The sequence below is a fragment of the Virgibacillus indicus genome, assembly GCF_002266285.1.
In the GTDB taxonomy this organism is placed as follows: Bacteria; Bacillota; Bacilli; order Bacillales; family Amphibacillaceae; genus Virgibacillus_K; species Virgibacillus_K indicus.
Map to the genome: position 1 here is coordinate 56,775 of NZ_NPMS01000006.1, position 16,649 is coordinate 73,423.

Annotated in this window: 12 protein-coding genes and 1 pseudogene; 12 read left to right on the forward strand and 1 reads right to left on the reverse strand. The window is 40.9% G+C overall.

What is annotated here, in order from left to right; translation table 11 throughout:
• The first annotated feature begins 35 nt into the window (after positions 1 to 35).
• The 10 genes from CIL03_RS12975 (at position 36) to CIL03_RS13020 (ending at position 13,350) form a co-directional block, all read left to right on the forward strand.
• Positions 36 to 1,526 carry a sugar ABC transporter ATP-binding protein gene (locus tag CIL03_RS12975; RefSeq protein ID WP_206207704.1) on the forward strand — a complete coding sequence of 497 codons (1,491 nt, stop codon included), beginning with the start codon at positions 36 to 38 and terminating at the stop codon, positions 1,524 to 1,526.
• Entirely contained in the window at positions 1,519 to 2,493 is a 975-nt protein-coding gene (locus tag CIL03_RS12980; protein WP_206207700.1) for an ABC transporter permease, read from the forward strand. Before CIL03_RS12975 ends, CIL03_RS12980 begins: the two co-directional genes overlap by 8 nt.
• A gap of 48 nt (positions 2,494 to 2,541) precedes the next feature.
• Complete coding sequence (locus tag CIL03_RS12985) at positions 2,542 to 3,639, forward strand: substrate-binding domain-containing protein (protein ID WP_206207701.1); 1,098 nt, start codon at positions 2,542 to 2,544, stop codon at positions 3,637 to 3,639.
• A 143-nt stretch (positions 3,640 to 3,782) separates the two neighbouring features.
• On the forward strand, positions 3,783 to 5,549 hold the full coding sequence (locus CIL03_RS12990; protein ID WP_094886300.1) for an L-fucose isomerase: 1,767 nt from the start codon (positions 3,783 to 3,785) through the stop codon (positions 5,547 to 5,549).
• 69 nt (positions 5,550 to 5,618) lie between these two features.
• On the forward strand, positions 5,619 to 7,286 hold the full coding sequence (locus tag CIL03_RS12995; protein WP_094886301.1) for a ribulokinase: 1,668 nt from the start codon (positions 5,619 to 5,621) through the stop codon (positions 7,284 to 7,286).
• Positions 7,287 to 7,394: 108 nt separating this feature from the next.
• Positions 7,395 to 9,461, forward strand: a complete 2,067-nt coding sequence (locus CIL03_RS13000) for a bifunctional aldolase/short-chain dehydrogenase (RefSeq protein ID WP_094886302.1) — start codon at positions 7,395 to 7,397, stop codon at positions 9,459 to 9,461.
• An 87-nt stretch (positions 9,462 to 9,548) separates the two neighbouring features.
• Entirely contained in the window at positions 9,549 to 10,310 is a 762-nt protein-coding gene (locus CIL03_RS13005) for a DeoR/GlpR family DNA-binding transcription regulator (RefSeq protein WP_094886303.1), read from the forward strand.
• Positions 10,311 to 10,465: 155 nt separating this feature from the next.
• Positions 10,466 to 11,182, forward strand: coding sequence for a (Fe-S)-binding protein (locus CIL03_RS13010; RefSeq protein ID WP_094886304.1), 717 nt, complete (start codon positions 10,466 to 10,468; stop codon positions 11,180 to 11,182).
• A gap of 32 nt (positions 11,183 to 11,214) precedes the next feature.
• Positions 11,215 to 12,627: a LutB/LldF family L-lactate oxidation iron-sulfur protein gene (locus CIL03_RS13015; RefSeq protein WP_094886305.1), complete on the forward strand. Its 1,413-nt coding sequence runs from the start codon at positions 11,215 to 11,217 to the stop codon at positions 12,625 to 12,627.
• Between the two features lie 15 nt (positions 12,628 to 12,642).
• The gene (locus tag CIL03_RS13020; RefSeq protein WP_094886306.1) at positions 12,643 to 13,350 is read left to right on the forward strand and encodes a LutC/YkgG family protein; all 708 of its coding nucleotides are present in this window, start codon (positions 12,643 to 12,645) and stop codon (positions 13,348 to 13,350) included.
• Between the two features lie 108 nt (positions 13,351 to 13,458).
• On the opposite strand, the gene CIL03_RS13025 is transcribed toward CIL03_RS13020, so the two are convergent.
• Positions 13,459 to 14,460 (reverse strand): Gfo/Idh/MocA family protein, encoded by a 1,002-nt coding sequence (locus tag CIL03_RS13025; RefSeq protein ID WP_094886307.1) that lies wholly within the window; start codon positions 14,458 to 14,460, stop codon positions 13,459 to 13,461.
• Positions 14,461 to 14,583: 123 nt separating this feature from the next.
• Between CIL03_RS13025 and CIL03_RS13030 the strand changes: the two are divergent.
• Positions 14,584 to 14,769, forward strand: a pseudogene (locus CIL03_RS13030) (hypothetical protein); the annotation flags it as partial.
• A 310-nt stretch (positions 14,770 to 15,079) separates the two neighbouring features.
• Positions 15,080 to 16,492, forward strand: a complete 1,413-nt coding sequence (locus CIL03_RS13035) for a hypothetical protein (RefSeq protein ID WP_094886308.1) — start codon at positions 15,080 to 15,082, stop codon at positions 16,490 to 16,492.
• The last annotated feature ends 157 nt before the right edge of the window (positions 16,493 to 16,649 follow it).

Sequence of the window (16,649 nt, forward strand, 5' to 3'; positions counted from 1 at the left end):
GGTGAAAAAAAGTGGAGAGAGAAACCATCCTGGAAATGAAGGATATTTCGAAGTCCTTTGGTGTTGTAAAAGCATTGAAAGAAGTAAAACTGGAATTAGCAAAAGGCGAAGTGCATGCCCTGATGGGGGAAAATGGTGCAGGTAAGTCGACACTGGTGAAAGTGCTTACCGGTATCCATAGAAAAGACTCCGGTCAGGTCATTTATGACGGCAAAGAAGTGGAGTATAAAACACCAAAGGAATCTCAGGACGCTGGAATTTCCGTGGTCCATCAGGAACTGAACATGATGAACCACTTAACAGTAGCGCAAAATATATTTATTGGAAGAGAAAGTGTTAAAGCAAAAGTTTTCACGGATGATCGTGCAATCAATGCTAAAACCATTGAGCTATTTAAAATGTTCAATATGGATGTGAATCCCAGAGAAAAGGTAGGGAATTTGACTGTAGGAAAACAGCAGATGGTGGAAATCATAAAAGCTGTTTCCATGGATGCGAAGGTTGTAATTTTTGATGAACCGACAGCTTCCTTAACTGAAAAAGAGATTGATGAGCTGTTTAAAATTATTGAAGACCTGAGAAGCAAGGGGATTGCCATTGTCTACATATCACACCGAATGGATGAGATTTTTAAAATAACGGACAAAATCACAATCATGCGTGACGGTGAGTATATCGGCCAGGTAAATACAAACGAAACTACAAAAGATGAATTGATTAACATGATGGTCGGACGTGTCGTTTATGAGGATCCGAAGCAGGAAGCAGAAGTAGATGAAAACGCTGAAGTAGTTCTTTCCGTTAAAAACCTGCGAAGCCCTCACGTGAAAGATGTCAGCTTTGATTTGCGAAAAGGAGAAATCTTAGGTTTTTCCGGGCTGATGGGTGCAGGAAGGACAGAAGTTGCCAGATTGATATTCGGAGCTGATCCAAAGGAAAGCGGGGAAATCTATATAAATGGCGAGAAGGCATCGATATCTAAGCCTCAGGATGCGGTTGATAATGGAATCGGTTACTTGTCAGAAGATAGAAAACAGTTCGGTATTGTTACAGGGATGAGCGTCGCAGACAATGTTGTGCAGCCATCACTTAAAAATTATGTGAAGAACTTGATTATCGATGATAAAAGGATTCACGAAGTAAGTGAAAAATATGTTGGCGATTTAAAGGTGAAGACAAGCTCTACGAGGCAGCTATTAAGAAATTTATCTGGCGGTAACCAGCAGAAGGTGGTTATTGCAAAATGGCTGGAGCATAACAGTGACATATTGATATTTGATGAGCCGACACGAGGAATTGACGTTGGTGCAAAAAGTGAAATTTACAGCTTGATGAATGAGCTTGCTAAAGAAGGAAAATCAATCATTATGATTTCCTCGGAATTAACGGAGATATTGCGAATGAGCGATCGGATCGTTGTCATGTGTGAAGGCAGAAAAGTAAAAGAATTACCAATTGAAGAAGCTACACAAGAGAAAATTTTGCACTATGCTACAGCGAGAATTGGGGGAGACACACTTGAATGATAATAATGGATTAAAACAGACATTTGGAAATGTAATCGGTTCACAAAAGTTTATTGCAGTACTGGCTTTAATTGCAATCTACATATTCTTTGCAATATCCAGTGAAGCTTTTAGATCAACAGATACACTTGTCAGTATCTTTGATGCCTCCTATTATATTGGTTTCCTGGCAATCGGGGTAACCTTTGTCATCATAACCGGCGGAATTGACCTGTCGATTGGTACTGTTATGATGTGTTCGGCAATCATTGGAGGCGTCTTCTATCAAATGGGGCTGCCGATGTGGCTCGTTCTTATTGCGATTATTTCGATAGGTGGATTGTTCGGCCTAGTCAATGGTGTGCTTGTTGCAAGGTTCAAGCTTCCTTCCTTTATCGCAACATTAGGTACAATGATGATTGCTCAGGGTCTAGGTTCTATTGTGTCAAATGTACAGAGTGTCACATTCCCATTAAGAGGTACGGAAGATGGATTTTATAAAAATATTTTCCGGCTAGAGAATAATTTTCCAATAGGAATCATTGTGCTGGGCCTATTTGCAGTCCTTGCTGCGATTGTCTTGAATAAAACGAAGATTGGCCGCTATATCTTTTCTATCGGAAGCAACAGGGAAGCAACCAGACTTTCTGGTGTGAATGTAAACCAATGGGAAACGATAGCTTACGTAATCAGCGGGATTTTCGCTGGTATTGCTGGTATTGCTTATGCCGCAACATATACTACAATTCTTCCTGGCGAAGGTGCAGGTTTTGAACTTGACGCAATTGCAGGGGTAGTAATTGGTGGTACATCACTTAGCGGTGGTATTGGAACCATCTTCGGTACGGTCATTGGTGTATTCATCATGAGTGTATTGAAAGTCGGATTGCCATATATCGATTTACAGCCGCACTATCAATTATTCATTACAGGTATTGTATTGATCATCGCGGTATACTTCGACGTTCGCCGCCGAAAAAAATTGTAAATGAATGCCTAAAAAGGCGATCATTATAAAAAAAGAGGAGGAAATAAAATGAAAAAGAACTTTTTTAAAGTATTTTTAGTGTTTGTAATGCTTCCATTATTAGGATTGCTGGCTGCATGTGGTGATTCTGATACGGAGGCTTCTGGTGAAGGCAGCAGTGAAGGGGAAATGTCAGTTGAAGTTGTAGCGAAGGGATTCCAGCATGATTTCTGGCGTGCCGTTAAACAAGGTGCGGAAGAAGCAGCTGAAGAAAATAATGTAGAACTTAACTTCGTTGGACCAAAAGATGAGTCCGCAATCGCTGAACAGGTTGAAATGATGAAAAACGCAGTAAATAAAAATCCAGATGCTATTGCCTTAGCAGCATTGGATACAAGCGCACTTCTAGGCCCTATTGGCCAAGCTGTGGATAAAGATATTCCGATTATTGGGTTTGACTCTGGTGTTCCAGATGCTCCTGAGGGTGCAATCGACGCTAACGCATCCACAGATAACTATGCTGCAGGTGAATTAGCAGCAGAGAATATGTATCCTGCAATTGAAGATAAAGTCGCAGAAGCAGATGGTGACGTGCGTATCGGTGTTGTAGCTCAGGAAGTAAATTCGTTATCTATTACTGAACGTACTGTCGGTTTTATCGATAAAATGGTAGAACTTGCAGAAGGTGAGCTTGGTGAAGGTACTGTTTCTGTTACAGGTCATGAAAAATTGAAAAATGATGTATCTGAAGATGACGCAAAATTAATTATTGAAACAAGAGTTCCGGCAGAATTGACTGATTCCGCTGGACAAACAGAAGCACAAACATTATTAAATAAAGACGATTTAATTGCAATTTATGGCTCAAATGAGTTTGCTTCAAAAGCAATTATTAATGCAGATAGTGCATTATCTGGCGGGAAAATTGGTCCGGATAAAGTAATTGCTGTAGGATTCGACTCTGGTGCACTGCAATTGGATGCCATTCGCTCAGAGCGTTTCTATGGTTCAATTACACAGGACCCGGTTTCCATTGGGTATAATGCGGTGGATTTAGCTGTGAAAGCTGCAAATGGTGAAGAAGTTTCTGATGTTGATACAGGTGCAAAATGGTATAACGCAGAAAATGTCGATTCAGATGAAATTACTGATCTTGTATATGAATAAAAAGTAATTGGATTAGAAAGCCAATCGTCCAAAAAGGGTGCTTTCACTGACCTGATAATAAATCAGCAGATGGCAGATGGAGGCACTTTTGGCCGGTTGTTCCCAGGATAAGACAAAAATATCATTAGCAGGAGTGGATAAGTATGACTAGAATGCCAAAAATCGGTATAAGACCAGCAATTGATGGAAGAAGACGTGGAGTAAGGGAATCATTGGAAGAACAAACAATGAATATGGCGAAAAATGTTGCCAAATTAATTCAAGATTCGTTAAAGTATCCAAATGGTGACCCTGTCGAATGTGTTATAGCGGATTCAACAATTGGCGGTGTAAAAGAGGCATCAGACTGTAAAGTGAAATTCCATCAGGAGAATGTTGGATTGACGATTACTGTAACACCATGCTGGTGCTATGGAACAGAAACAATGGACTTGGATAATAAAATGCCGCATGCGGTATGGGGGTTTAATGGAACTGAACGCCCTGGTGCGGTTTATCTGGCTGCTGTTCTGGCAGCATATGCTCAAAAAGGAGTCCCTGCATTCGGTATCTATGGGGAGCATGTACAAGAAGCAGATGATGAGGAAATTCCAGAAGAAGTAACGGAGAAATTGCTGCAATTTGCCAGATCCGGATTAACAGTTGCATTGATGAAAGACAAATCCTACCTGTCTATGGGTAATGTATCCATGGGAATAGCTGGTTCGATCGTTAAAGATGACTTCTTCCAGGAATATCTGGGAATGCGGAATGAGTACGTTGATATGACTGAGTTTGTCCGTCGTATTAACGAAGAAATCTATGACAAAGTAGAATATGAAAAAGCGTTAAAATGGACAAAAGAGAATGCTAAAGTAGGCTTTGATACCAATCCTGATGATTTAAAATTCACGGAAGAAGAATCTGAAAAGAATTGGGAAACAGTTGTAAAAATGTCACTAATAGGCCGTGATCTAATGGTAGGCAATGAGAAATTGGCTGAAGCTGGATATGAAGAGGAAGCAATGGGTCATAATGCTATATTGTCCGGCTTCCAAGGGCAGCGTCAATGGACAGACCATTTCCCAAATGGGGATTACATGGAAACAATGCTGAATAGTTCATTCGACTGGAATGGCAAACGCGCACCATATGTTATGGCAACAGAGAATGATAATAATAATGGTGTAGCTATGCTGTTCAACTACCTGTTGACTAATACTTCACAGATCTTTGCCGATGTACGCACATACTGGAGCCCTGAAGCGGTTAAACGTGTTACCGGCCATGAACTGACTGGGAAAGCAGCGAATGGTCTTATCCATCTGAAAAATTCAGGTGCTTCTGCTTTGGATGGAACTGGTCAGCAAACAAAAGATGGAAAACCTGTTATCAAGCCTTTCTGGGAAGTGACAGATGAAGAAGTGGATGCAATGATGAAAAATACAACGTTCCATCCAGCTAACAAGCAATATTTCCGTGGCGGCGGCTACTCAACACGCTATACAACAAAGGGCGAAATGCCTTTGACAATGACACGTCTGAACATGGTCAAAGGGCTGGGACCTGTTTTGCAAATAGCTGAAGGATATTCAGTTGAACTGCCAGAGGATGTTCATGAAACAATTGATCATCGAACAGATCCGGCATGGCCAACTACATGGTTTGCTCCAAATCTTACAGGTGAAGGGGCATTCCGAAGTGCTTACGACGTAATGGATTTCTGGGGATCTAACCATGGAGCAATCTCATACGGACATATCGGTGCAGATCTTCTGACACTCGCGTCTATGCTGAGAATTCCAGTAAACATGCATAATGTTGATGAATCACGAGTTTTCCGTCCACATGTATGGTCTATGTTTGGAACACAAAATATTGAGTCTGCAGATTTCCGTGCATGCGGTAATTTCGGACCATTGTATAAATAAGTAAATAAGGGCTGTCGTTGTTTGTTTGACGGCAGCCTTTTCATTTTCGTAAAGAAGGAGGAAGGTACAATGAAGGAATCCTATGCAATCGGAGTGGACTATGGCACAGAATCCGGCAGGGCGGTACTTGTTTCACTTGAAAATGGAAAGGAAATCGCTGATCATGTCGTTCCATATCCGCATGGTGTCATTGATGATAGTTTGCCAGGAACGAATGTCCGATTAGAGCCAGACTGGGCATTGCAGCATCCGAATGATTATGTAGATGTTTTGGAAAAAGCAATACCAGAAATAATCCAAAAGTCCGGTATAAATCCAGATCAAATAATTGGGATTGGTGTAGACTTTACCTCTTGCACCATGCTTCCAGTTGATAAAGACGGAATACCTCTGTGCTATCAGACAGAGTTTAAGGATAATCCACACAGCTGGGTGAAACTTTGGAAGCATCATGCAGCACAGAATAAAGCAACAAAACTCAATGAAATTGCAGAGAAGCGAGGAGAAGAATTTTTGCAGCGATATGGCGGTAAAATTTCCTCGGAATGGATGATTGCGAAAATATGGCAAATATATGATGAAGCAAATGATATCTTTGTAAAAACAGACCGCTTTGTAGAGGCGGGAGACTGGGTTGTTTCACAGCTGACGAATAACCTAGTTAAAAATAGCTGTGCAGCAGGATATAAATCTATCTGGCATAAACAGGATGGCTATCCAAGTAAGGAATTTTTCAAAGAACTCGATCCAGGTCTTGAAAATTTAGCTGAAACGAAACTGCGCGGGGAAGTGTTTCCACTGGGAACAAAGGCTGGAGAATTAACCGAGGAAATGGCATCGATTACCGGCCTGAATGCGGGTACCGCAGTTGCTGTTGGGGTTATTGATGCCCATGCGTCCGTTCCGGCCATGGGAGTTGTCGAGCCTGGAAAAATGGTCATGGCCATGGGGACTTCCATTTGCCATATGCTGCTGGGGAAAGAAGAAGTATTTGTAGATGGCATCAGCGGTGTTGTTGAGGATGGCATTATCAAAGGATTTTACGGGTATGAAGCAGGTCAGCCTGCCGGCGGGGATATTTTTGCATGGTATGTGGACCAGGCAGTTCCTGAATATGTAAAGGATGCGGCAGATAAGGCTGGCGTGTCAATACATCAATGGCTGGAGAAGAAAGCTTCTAACTTAAAACCTGGTGAATCCGGCTTATTGGCATTGGATTGGTGGAATGGAAATCGAACTACATTGGTAGATGCTGACTTGAGTGGACTGCTGCTGGGAATGACACTCCAGACAAAACCGGAAGAAATTTACCGTGCACTTCTTGAGGCTGCAGCATTTGGAACAAGAAAAGTTGTTGACACCTTCCATCATAGTGGAGTGGAAGTTAATGAATTATACGCATGTGGCGGGCTGCCAAATAAAAACAAGCTGCTGATGCAGATTTATGCGGATGTAACCAACCGTGTAATCAAAATTGCTGATTCAAATCATACACCGGCAATTGGAGCGGCCATGTTCGGGGCAGTTGCTGCCGGTGAAGCAAATGGCGGATTCGATCATATAATGGATGCCGCTGATAAAATGGCGCGTGTAAAAGAAAATGTAATAAAACCGATCCCTGAAAATGCAGCAGTTTATGAAAAACTATATAAGGAATTCGACAAACTTTATGACTATTTTGGAAAAGAAAATAAAGTAATGAAAAACTTGCAGGCTATTAAATCAACACAGTTGTAAAAAAATATCCCAAATAAAAACAAAGACAAACAAATAAATAAATAAATATTCAAAAGAAAACAGATATATGATATGATGAAAACAAACTACTACATAGGAGGTTATAAAATGGTGCAAAATTATTGGGATGACAGTAAAGGCAGCTTTAATACAGGACTAGAAGAACTTGTATATCGGTCGAACTTATTAGGGCAGGATCGTTCCGTCTGTAACTGGGGCGGGGGAAATACTTCAACAAAAACAACAGAAACGGACTTTAAAGGTGATGAAATCGAAGTAATGTGGGTGAAGGGCAGCGGTTCTGACCTTGCGACAATGAAGGCTAAGAATTTTACCGGATTAAACCTAGCTGACATTAAGCCACTTATGGAAAAAGCGGATATGACTGATGAGGAAATGGTCAATTATTTAGGACATTGCATGATTGATTCGAAACATCCTCGTTCTTCCATTGAAACCTTATTGCATGCATTTCTTCCGTTCAAGCATGTCGACCATACACATCCAGATGCTATCATCAGCATTGCTTGTGCTGATAATGGCCAGGAAATAGCAAAAGAAATATATGGTGATCGTTTCGTATGGGTGCCATACATTCGTCCAGGTTTTAAACTTTCAAAAATGATTGCAGAAGGAGTTCAAAATAATCCAGGTGCTGATCTTGTCATTATGGAAAAACACGGACTTGTCACGTGGGGGGAAACTTCCAAGGAAAGCTATGATAAAACCATCTCTATCATTCAGGAAGCAGAGGATTATATTGAAGCGAAAGCTGAAGGAAAAGAGCTTTTCGGTGGAGCGAAATATGAAGCACTGAATAAAGAGCATAGAGAAGAAATTCTCACACAAGTTTTGCCGGTGATTCGCGGTCAAGTAAGTGAAGATAAAAAGATGATTGTTACTAATGATGCCAGTGAATCAATTCTTGAATTTGTAAATAGCAAGGGTGCGAAAGAATTATCTCAAATTGGTGCTGCATGTCCAGACCACCTTGTGCATACAAAACGAGTGCCATTGTATATAGAGTGGGACCCAGAAAGTAAAGATGTTGAAAGTTTAATTGAAAGTGTTAAAAAAGGCATTTCAGCCTTTAAGGAAGAATATGCTGCTTATTTTGAACGGAACAAATCCGAAGGGGACAAGATTGTTGAGGCAGTTCCACGCGTTCTATTGATTCCAGGGGTTGGCATGATCAATACAGGAAAAAGCTGGTCAGCTGCAAATGTAAGCAAATCATTATATCACCGTGCTGTATCCGTTATGCGCGGATCTACAGTTCTTGGAAACTTTGTATCGCTGAATGAAGCAGAATCATTTGCTATCGAATACTGGCCATTAGAACTGTATAAATTAAGTCTTGCACCACCAGAGGCAGAGTTCTCCCGTCAGGTTGCATTTGTGACGGGCGGTGCTGGAGGTATCGGTGGTGCAACATGTAAACGTCTATTATCAGAAGGTGCTCATGTTGTTGTTGCTGACATTAATTTAGAAGGGGCAAGTGAACTTGCTGCCGAAATTAATTCGCGGTATGGAGAAAACCGTGCATTAGCAGTTAAAATGGATGTTACAAAAGAAGATGAAGTAATCGCAGCAATTAAAAAAACCGTCCTGAAATATGGAGGACTTGATATTATTGTTAATAATGCAGGTCTTGCAAGTTCCAGCCCATTTGAAGAAACAACAATGGAGCAATGGAATTTGAATATTAATGTATTAGTAACGGGATATTTCCTTGTTGCACGTGAAGCATTTAAGCTGATGAAAGATCAGGAAATTGGCGGAAACATGATATTTGTCGGTTCAAAAAACTCCATCTATGCAGGAAAAAATGCAGCAGCGTACAGTACTGCAAAAGCTGCAGAAGTGCATCTTGCAAGAACAGTTGCAGCAGATGGTGGGAAACATGGCATCCGGGTAAACTCTGTATTGCCTGATGCAGTTATCCGCGGATCAAAAATCTGGAATTCAAACTGGAAAGAAGAACGAGCTTCATCATACGGTATTGGGGCAGAAGATCTGGAAGAGCATTACCGTAAACGTACCATATTAAATGTTAATATTTTACCAGAGGACATTGCAGAATCTATCGCATTTTTAGCTTCCTCAAAAGCTGCGAAGACAACAGGCTGTATGGTGACCGTTGATGGTGGAGTTGCCGCAGCATTCACAAGATAAGTTTTATACAATGGATTCCCTTTTAGATTGAAGGGAGTCTATTGTATACTCAATACATAAATATAGTTAGCGAAAGAAGGGTTGACAATGCTTGTTGCTGAGAGACATCAAAAAATTGTAGCATTAGTAAATGAACGGAAAAGTATTCGTGTAACAGAATTAAGCAGTATCTTTTCAGTGACGGAGGAAACAATACGCCGTGACTTGGAAAAGCTGGAAAAGGAAAAGAAGCTATCGCGAAGCCACGGTGGTGCGATATATATCAATATATCCGATTCCTTGGAAGTTCCTTATTTTGAACGGGAAATAATGAATGTAAATGAGAAAAGGGAAATAGCTCTCGAAGCAGCTAAGCAAATTACAGAAGGAGATAAAGTGATTCTTGATGCTAGTTCCACTGCATGGTATATGGCTAAATCACTGCCAGACATCCCACTAACTGTGTTAACGAATTCTTTAAAAGTCGCAATGGAGTTAAGCAATAAAAAGCAAATTGAAGTAATCTCAACTGGTGGAAACTTGATGTCTAAATCGCTTTCTTTTGTCGGTCCATTGGCAGAAACATCCATGGATGCGTATCACGTCAATAAGGCATTCATTTCATGTAAGGGCCTCCATCTTGAACGTGGAATCAGTGATTCAAATGAACAACAGGCTCGAATGAAGAAAAAGATGATTCAGAGTGCGGATACAATTTATATTATGATTGATAACAGCAAGTTCGATGTTCAGGCATTTTCTCATATTTGCGGTTTGGAATTGATTGATCATATTATTACGGATAGTAAAGCGGACAGTGATATTATCCTTCAGCTTGAAGAAAAATCCCTGCACTTAATAAAAGTATAGGCAGAAAGGTAATGACACAAGTTCCGGCTTTTGGAAGCGAGTGTTAAACGGGATCGAATGCTTCCTGACTAAAACAAAAACAGAACTGAATCCAGTAATAACAAACGTTGGGGCAATGGAACCGTCCCCCTGTCCCGGAAATGGAGATGAGCCCAATGAAAGTTTCCTTTTTCATTACATGCATGTGTGACATTGTAACCCCTGAGGTTGGGAAACATGCGGTAGAAGTATTGGAACGACTGGGATGCGAGGTTGATTTTCCGGCAGCACAAACGTGTTGTGGACAGCCTGCATTCAATAGTGGTTATTTAGAAGATTCCAAGGAATCTATGAAACAAATGATACGCGCTTTCAAAGATTCTGAATATGTTGTCGGTCCATCAGGTTCTTGTGTCGGAATGTTGCGTGAATATCCGAAAATATTTAAAGATGACCCGCAGTGGGAGAGGCCTGCGAAAGAGTTAGCTTCAAAGTCATTTGAGCTAACACAATTTATTGTAGATGTTCTTGGTATTGAGGATGTTGCAGCGGAGTTTAATGGGCGAGTTACATACCATCCATCCTGCCACATGACGAGAATTTTAGGTGTTAAGGAAGCACCGCTGAAACTTTTAAAAAATGTTAAAGGGATTGATCTGATTGAACTTCCGATTAAAGAGGATTGCTGCGGATTTGGTGGTACATTTGCTGTGAAAAATTCAGTAATCTCAGGAGAAATGGCTAAAGAAAAGTCCCAGCATGTTTCGGAAACCCGAGCTGAATATTTGATTGGCGGCGATATGGCATGTCTGTTAAATATCGGTGGTATGATGCAGCGTGAAGGGAAATATGTCCAAATCAAGCACATTGCTGAAATTTTGAATTCCCATTAATAATGAAAGCCAACCGAACGGAGGGATAGATAATGGGTATAAAGATTAGCGGAAAATCCTATGAAGAACGAGTCAGGGAAGGTGTAGACAACAGTTTTATGCGTAATGCTGTGGCCTCAGCACAAGGCCGGTTCCGAACCGGGAGACAAAATCGGGCTGATGAACTCGGCGATTGGGAAGACTGGCGAACACAAGGAGAGGAAATCCGGACACATACACTTGAAAATATCGATTACTATTTGCAGCTGCTCAGTGATAATGTGGAAAAACGTGGGGGCAATGTGTTTTTTGCAGAAACTAAAGAAGAAGCAAACGCCTATATTCAGGAAGTGATCCGCAAAAAGAATGCGAAAAAAGTAGTAAAGTCCAAATCGATGGTGACGGAAGAAATTGGAATGAATGAAGCCGTTGAAGCTGCAGGTGCTGAGATCGTCGAATCGGATCTCGGGGAATGGATTTTACAATTGGATGAAGATCCGCCATCCCACATTGTTACTCCATCTATTCATAAAGATAAAGAGGGAATCCAGGAGACTTTTAAAGAAAAAAAGGGCTACTCTGGATCTGACAAGCCTGAAGATCTCGGGCTATTTGCGCGGGAACAGCTGCGCGAAGAATTTTTGGATGCTGATATAGGGATAACCGGCTGCAATTTTGCAGTTGCTGAATCGGGTGCAGTCACTTTTGTCACGAATGAAGGGAATGCGAGAATGGTTACAAGCCTGCCAGATACTCAAATTTCAGTGATGGGCTTGGAAAGGATTGTTCCAACTTGGGAGGAACTGGATGTTCTTGTCAGTCTGCTTACACGCGCAGCCGTAGGACAAAAACTGACAAGCTATGTAACTTCTATCACCGGAACAAAGCTAGCTGGCGAAACAGACGGGCCGGAAGAATTTCACTTAGTAATAGTTGATAATGGCAGATCAAAAATTCTTGGTACAGAATTTCAATCTGCCTTGCATTGTATTCGTTGCGCAGCGTGTATTAATGTATGTCCAGTATACCGCCATGTCGGAGGTCATGCCTACGGATCGATTTACCCGGGACCAATCGGAGCAGTATTGACTCCCCTATTGGATGGATATGAAGACCATAAGGAATTACCGTACGCCTCTTCATTATGTGGTGCCTGTACGGAAGTTTGTCCAGTTAAGATACCACTTCATGAACAACTGATCCGACACCGGCAAATTATCGTTGAAGAAGAAGGAATGTCACCGGTCACGGAGCAAATTGCCATGAAAGGCTTTGCCAAATGGGGATCAAGTCCAGCAGCGTATAAAATGAGTGCAGCTGCTGCCCGTCCAGCACTACAGCCATTTTCAAAGAATGAAACAATTAAGAATGGTCCTGGTCCGTTAAAAGGATGGACAGACAATCGGGATTTTCCGCTTCCTGCTAGGGAAAGTTTCCGCAGCTGGTATAGCAAAAGGGCGAAATAGGGAGGTGGACCAATCGTGACAATCAAGAATCGTGAGTCTTTTCTGGATAACTTAGCATCAAAACTTGGGCGGGAACGGAAAGTGACAGGTGTAGAAAAACCGGAATGGAAGGTCCAGCCTCAGCATCGGGTGTTAAAGGGTGCGACTCTGGACGAACTGGTAGGTGTGCTGGAAAAACAGTGTGAAGAGATCCATACTGATTTTGTAAGAACAGATAAAGAGGGGCTTGCAGAGGTACTGCAGAGTGCTCTTGAAAAATACCAGGCGAAATCGATTATTTCTGCTGGAGGAAACAGAATATCCGAGTTCGGAGTGGGCTCCATTTATAAAAAATTCGAAGCCGATGGGATGGAAGTCCAGATATGGGATGAAGAAAATGGGGAAGAGAATAAAATCTTTGCCGAGCGGGCTGATGTGGGAATCACATTCAGCGACATTACGCTCGCAGAATCCGGAACGGTGACGTTATTCAATGATAAATATAATGGCCGTTCGATCAGTCTTCTTCCACAAACCTATATCGCTATTATTCCAAAAAGTACAATTGTGAGAAGGATGACCCAGGCAGCGGAAAGAATCCATCAGGAAAATGTGAATGGCAACCCGGTATCTTCTTGTGTTTCTTTTGTTACAGGACCCAGCAATAGTGCTGATATTGAAATGAAACTGATTGTTGGAGTTCATGGTCCGGTTGCAGCAACGTATATTGTAGTGGATGATTAGAGAAAAAAGGGACATCCCAAAAGTGCTGGCTTTTGGTGATTGTCTCTTTTATTTAAAAAATTAACGCTAATGGATAATTATATCTGAATTAGCGTTAATTTATTGTAATTATGTTAATTCCACTGCACTATTCCTCTGAATAGATTCATAGCATGCATCGATAACCTTCATGTTTTGAATAGTGTTATCAAAATCATGTTTCAAAGTGCTGCAGCCTTTTAAAATGACTTTAGAAATATGTTCCACTTCATTCTTATACTGATCCGCATTAATCGTTTCTGTCCTTGTATTGTTTGATTTTTCAACTATAATAACGCCATCTCCCCCATTTAAATCCGGCCGGTATGCCCGAGGGACTGCTATTTTTCCTTCTGTTCCGTATATTTCATATTTGTTGTGCATAGCATAACTGAAACTCGAAACAAAAGAAGCCTGTATCCCATCTGGAAATTGCATGTATGCCACAGCATCCGTATCCACCTTGTATATAGGATCCGTAATCGCATGCACGTGTACACTTTTTGGTTCCATTTCAAGTGTATTTCTGATGGAGTGGATGGCATAGCAGCCAATGTCATAAATACTTCCTCCGCCTTTTTCACTGCTCAGCCGGATGTTGGAGTCAGTTCCTTCAAGGAGAAAAGAAAACCCTGCTTGGATGAATTTCACCTCACCAATTTCACCGGAATTAATAATTTCCTTTACTCGTTTATGCTGCGGATGAAAATGATACATGTATGCCTCCATAAAAAGAACATCATTTTCCGCGCAGGTCTTTTTCATTTCCATTATATCTTCCGTGTTTAATGCCGCTGGTTTTTCACATAAAATATGTTTTCCTTTGCGGGCGGCTTCCGTTACCCATTTCTTATGCAGGTGATTGGGCAATGGAATATATACTGCATCAATTTTAGGGTCATCCAGCAGTTCGTCATAGCTGCCATATGATTTTTGGATTTGAAATTTTTCAGCAGTTTCTTCTGCTTTTTTCAAACCGCTCCCGCTAGCAATTGCAGTTACCTTCGCATTGTTTGCTCTCTCAAAGGCTGGAATTAATGCTTTCTGTGCAATTTCAGCCGTACTTAAGACTCCCCAACATACTTTTGACATAAAATCCTCCTAATAAAAATTCAAAAAGTTATTACTTCTATCAGTATAGCATTTTATATTTGAAAGAGTAGTGATAATTTGGTATTGATAGAAAATTAAGGAGGATGAGGGAATAGGTTGTATGCAGCTAAGAAGTTCAACGTCGATTCCCGGGATATTTTGATTGAACTGGGTAAAAGGGACATTGTCGGTGGCCAGGACGATATGATCATCGATCTTGCTGTAGAGCTGGCAAAAATAAAGTTACGGTATAAGAGAGATTACCAGAATTATAGCTGGCAATTAGGAGGAGAAGGAATAAAAATCTGATTAAAGAGCTTGCCAATCATACACATAATGCAGAAAAAGAAAAACAAGAAATTACGAAAATCACGGCCATCAATGATTATATCCACCCAAAAGTGGTACCGGAAATTGAATTTGCTTTATCACGCGGCTGGTAGGTCCTAATGTTCCGTCACTGGATGTATCGCGCGCAACTAAATATGTTTTTCTCCACTTTTATGGGTGGAGTAAACCATTGAAGATACGAGTGAACCTATCCCTACGTCCCGTACCGTTTCATGCTATAGTAATAGAAAGGGTTTGACTGGAAACTATGTTAGGAGTGCACTTCTTCATGCAGACAATAGAAAATTGGGGTTTGCGCATTTCCATTGTGCTTTATACGTTATTGCATTTTATATCCTATTATTATCCAAATAAATACCCCATTATTGCTTTAATGGCTGCGGGCTTTGTGATCTTTGTTTTTGCGGTAGGGAAAAGGCGTATTCTGCGAATCAAAATGCCTTTTGGGCTTTTTCTTGCTGGTACAATCATATTCATCTCCTCGGGTCATTCACTCACGGATGGACTTTTTAATGGATTTTTGGAGATGCGGAATATAATTGGTTTACTTGTGGTTATACCAATGATCAGCTGGGTGCTCCGGGAAGAGCCATACATTGAATCAGTTATGAGTTTTGCTCATCATTTGCTTGATACAAGCCGCAAATTCTATTTCGGTATGATTTTCTTTACTCAGATTATCTCCTATTTTCTCTTGTTTGGTTCGATTACGATGATGTACCAGTTTGTCAATGGGGTTCTTAAAAATGAGGAAGGAGAGGCATGGGAGCATTATAAAGGCACTGCGATACTCCGTGGCTTCGCGCTGTCTTCCATATGGGTTTTGAGTATCCCCAGTTTTGCCTTTGTTATTGAGGTAATGGATGCCTCACTCGGTCTGGCTATTTTGCAGGGGGCAGGTATATCATTAGTCGCAATGATCATTGCTTTGGTGTTCTCACATTTTGAGGGAAAACGCTACAATGTTGATTTTACCGCAGCATTGAAGACAGAATTTGATGATGTGCGCAGTCATACAACGGATAAACAGAAAGTAAAACGAAATGTCATCGAGTTTATCATTCTATTTTTGTCTCTGTTTGGTTCCATTCTTTTTATTTATGCATTTGTGGATGTGGAATTGCTCGTATTGATTCCATTGGTAGTTCTGGTGTGGATGCTTGTATATTATATGCTGAAAAGAAAAACAAAGCTGTTCACACAGGAAGTTTATTCCTATGTAACGAGAGACATAGACCGCCTGGCATATCAGATTTCTATGATGCTCGCAGTAGGGATTTTAATTTTTTCGCTGAATCAAACTGCTTTTGCTGAACAGGTTGTGCGTGGGATTTACGCAATTCAGGAAGCCATCCCGTTCCTGAATGTACTTTACTTTTTACCATTTATTATCATTATTTTGGGTTTTTTCGGATTGGGTCCACTAACGGTGATGGTTCTTGTTGGAGGGATTCTCGAGTCGATCCCGCTGAATTATCCACCTGAAGTAATTGTTCTGGCAATCACTTCGGGCAGTGCCATTTCCATTCTGCTTTCTCCGTTAATTATGCCACTCATCGTCCTGAGCAGTGAGAATGGGCTTAATGCATTTAAAAACGGTATCCGGTTCAATTGGAAATATGCCTCTGTTCTTTATGTGATGGTGCAGGTTTATGTGCAGTTGCGTATATGGGGGAAGTAGAGGGGAATTCTGGTGTCTACTAAAAAAGCTTAAAGTAATTAAATGAGAAGAAAAAAGGGGATCTCAAATTCTCCCCATCTAAGAAAACCTTCTGTAACTACTCTTATTCAGAATTTTAAAGATTGTTATTGACAAAATGAAACGATGTAACTATAAT

Coding starts and splice junctions, on each gene's coding strand:
- CIL03_RS13035 (WP_094886308.1), top strand. CDS start 15,080: ATGCAGACAATAGAAAATTGGGGTTTGCGCATTTCCATTGTGCTTTAT.
- CIL03_RS12985 (WP_206207701.1), top strand. CDS start 2,542: ATGAAAAAGAACTTTTTTAAAGTATTTTTAGTGTTTGTAATGCTTCCA.
- CIL03_RS12990 (WP_094886300.1), top strand. CDS start 3,783: ATGACTAGAATGCCAAAAATCGGTATAAGACCAGCAATTGATGGAAGA.
- CIL03_RS13000 (WP_094886302.1), top strand. CDS start 7,395: ATGGTGCAAAATTATTGGGATGACAGTAAAGGCAGCTTTAATACAGGA.
- CIL03_RS12995 (WP_094886301.1), top strand. CDS start 5,619: ATGAAGGAATCCTATGCAATCGGAGTGGACTATGGCACAGAATCCGGC.
- CIL03_RS12975 (WP_206207704.1), top strand. CDS start 36: ATGAAGGATATTTCGAAGTCCTTTGGTGTTGTAAAAGCATTGAAAGAA.
- CIL03_RS13005 (WP_094886303.1), top strand. CDS start 9,549: ATGCTTGTTGCTGAGAGACATCAAAAAATTGTAGCATTAGTAAATGAA.
- CIL03_RS13010 (WP_094886304.1), top strand. CDS start 10,466: ATGAAAGTTTCCTTTTTCATTACATGCATGTGTGACATTGTAACCCCT.
- CIL03_RS13015 (WP_094886305.1), top strand. CDS start 11,215: ATGGGTATAAAGATTAGCGGAAAATCCTATGAAGAACGAGTCAGGGAA.
- CIL03_RS13025 (WP_094886307.1), bottom strand. CDS start 14,460: ATGTCAAAAGTATGTTGGGGAGTCTTAAGTACGGCTGAAATTGCACAG.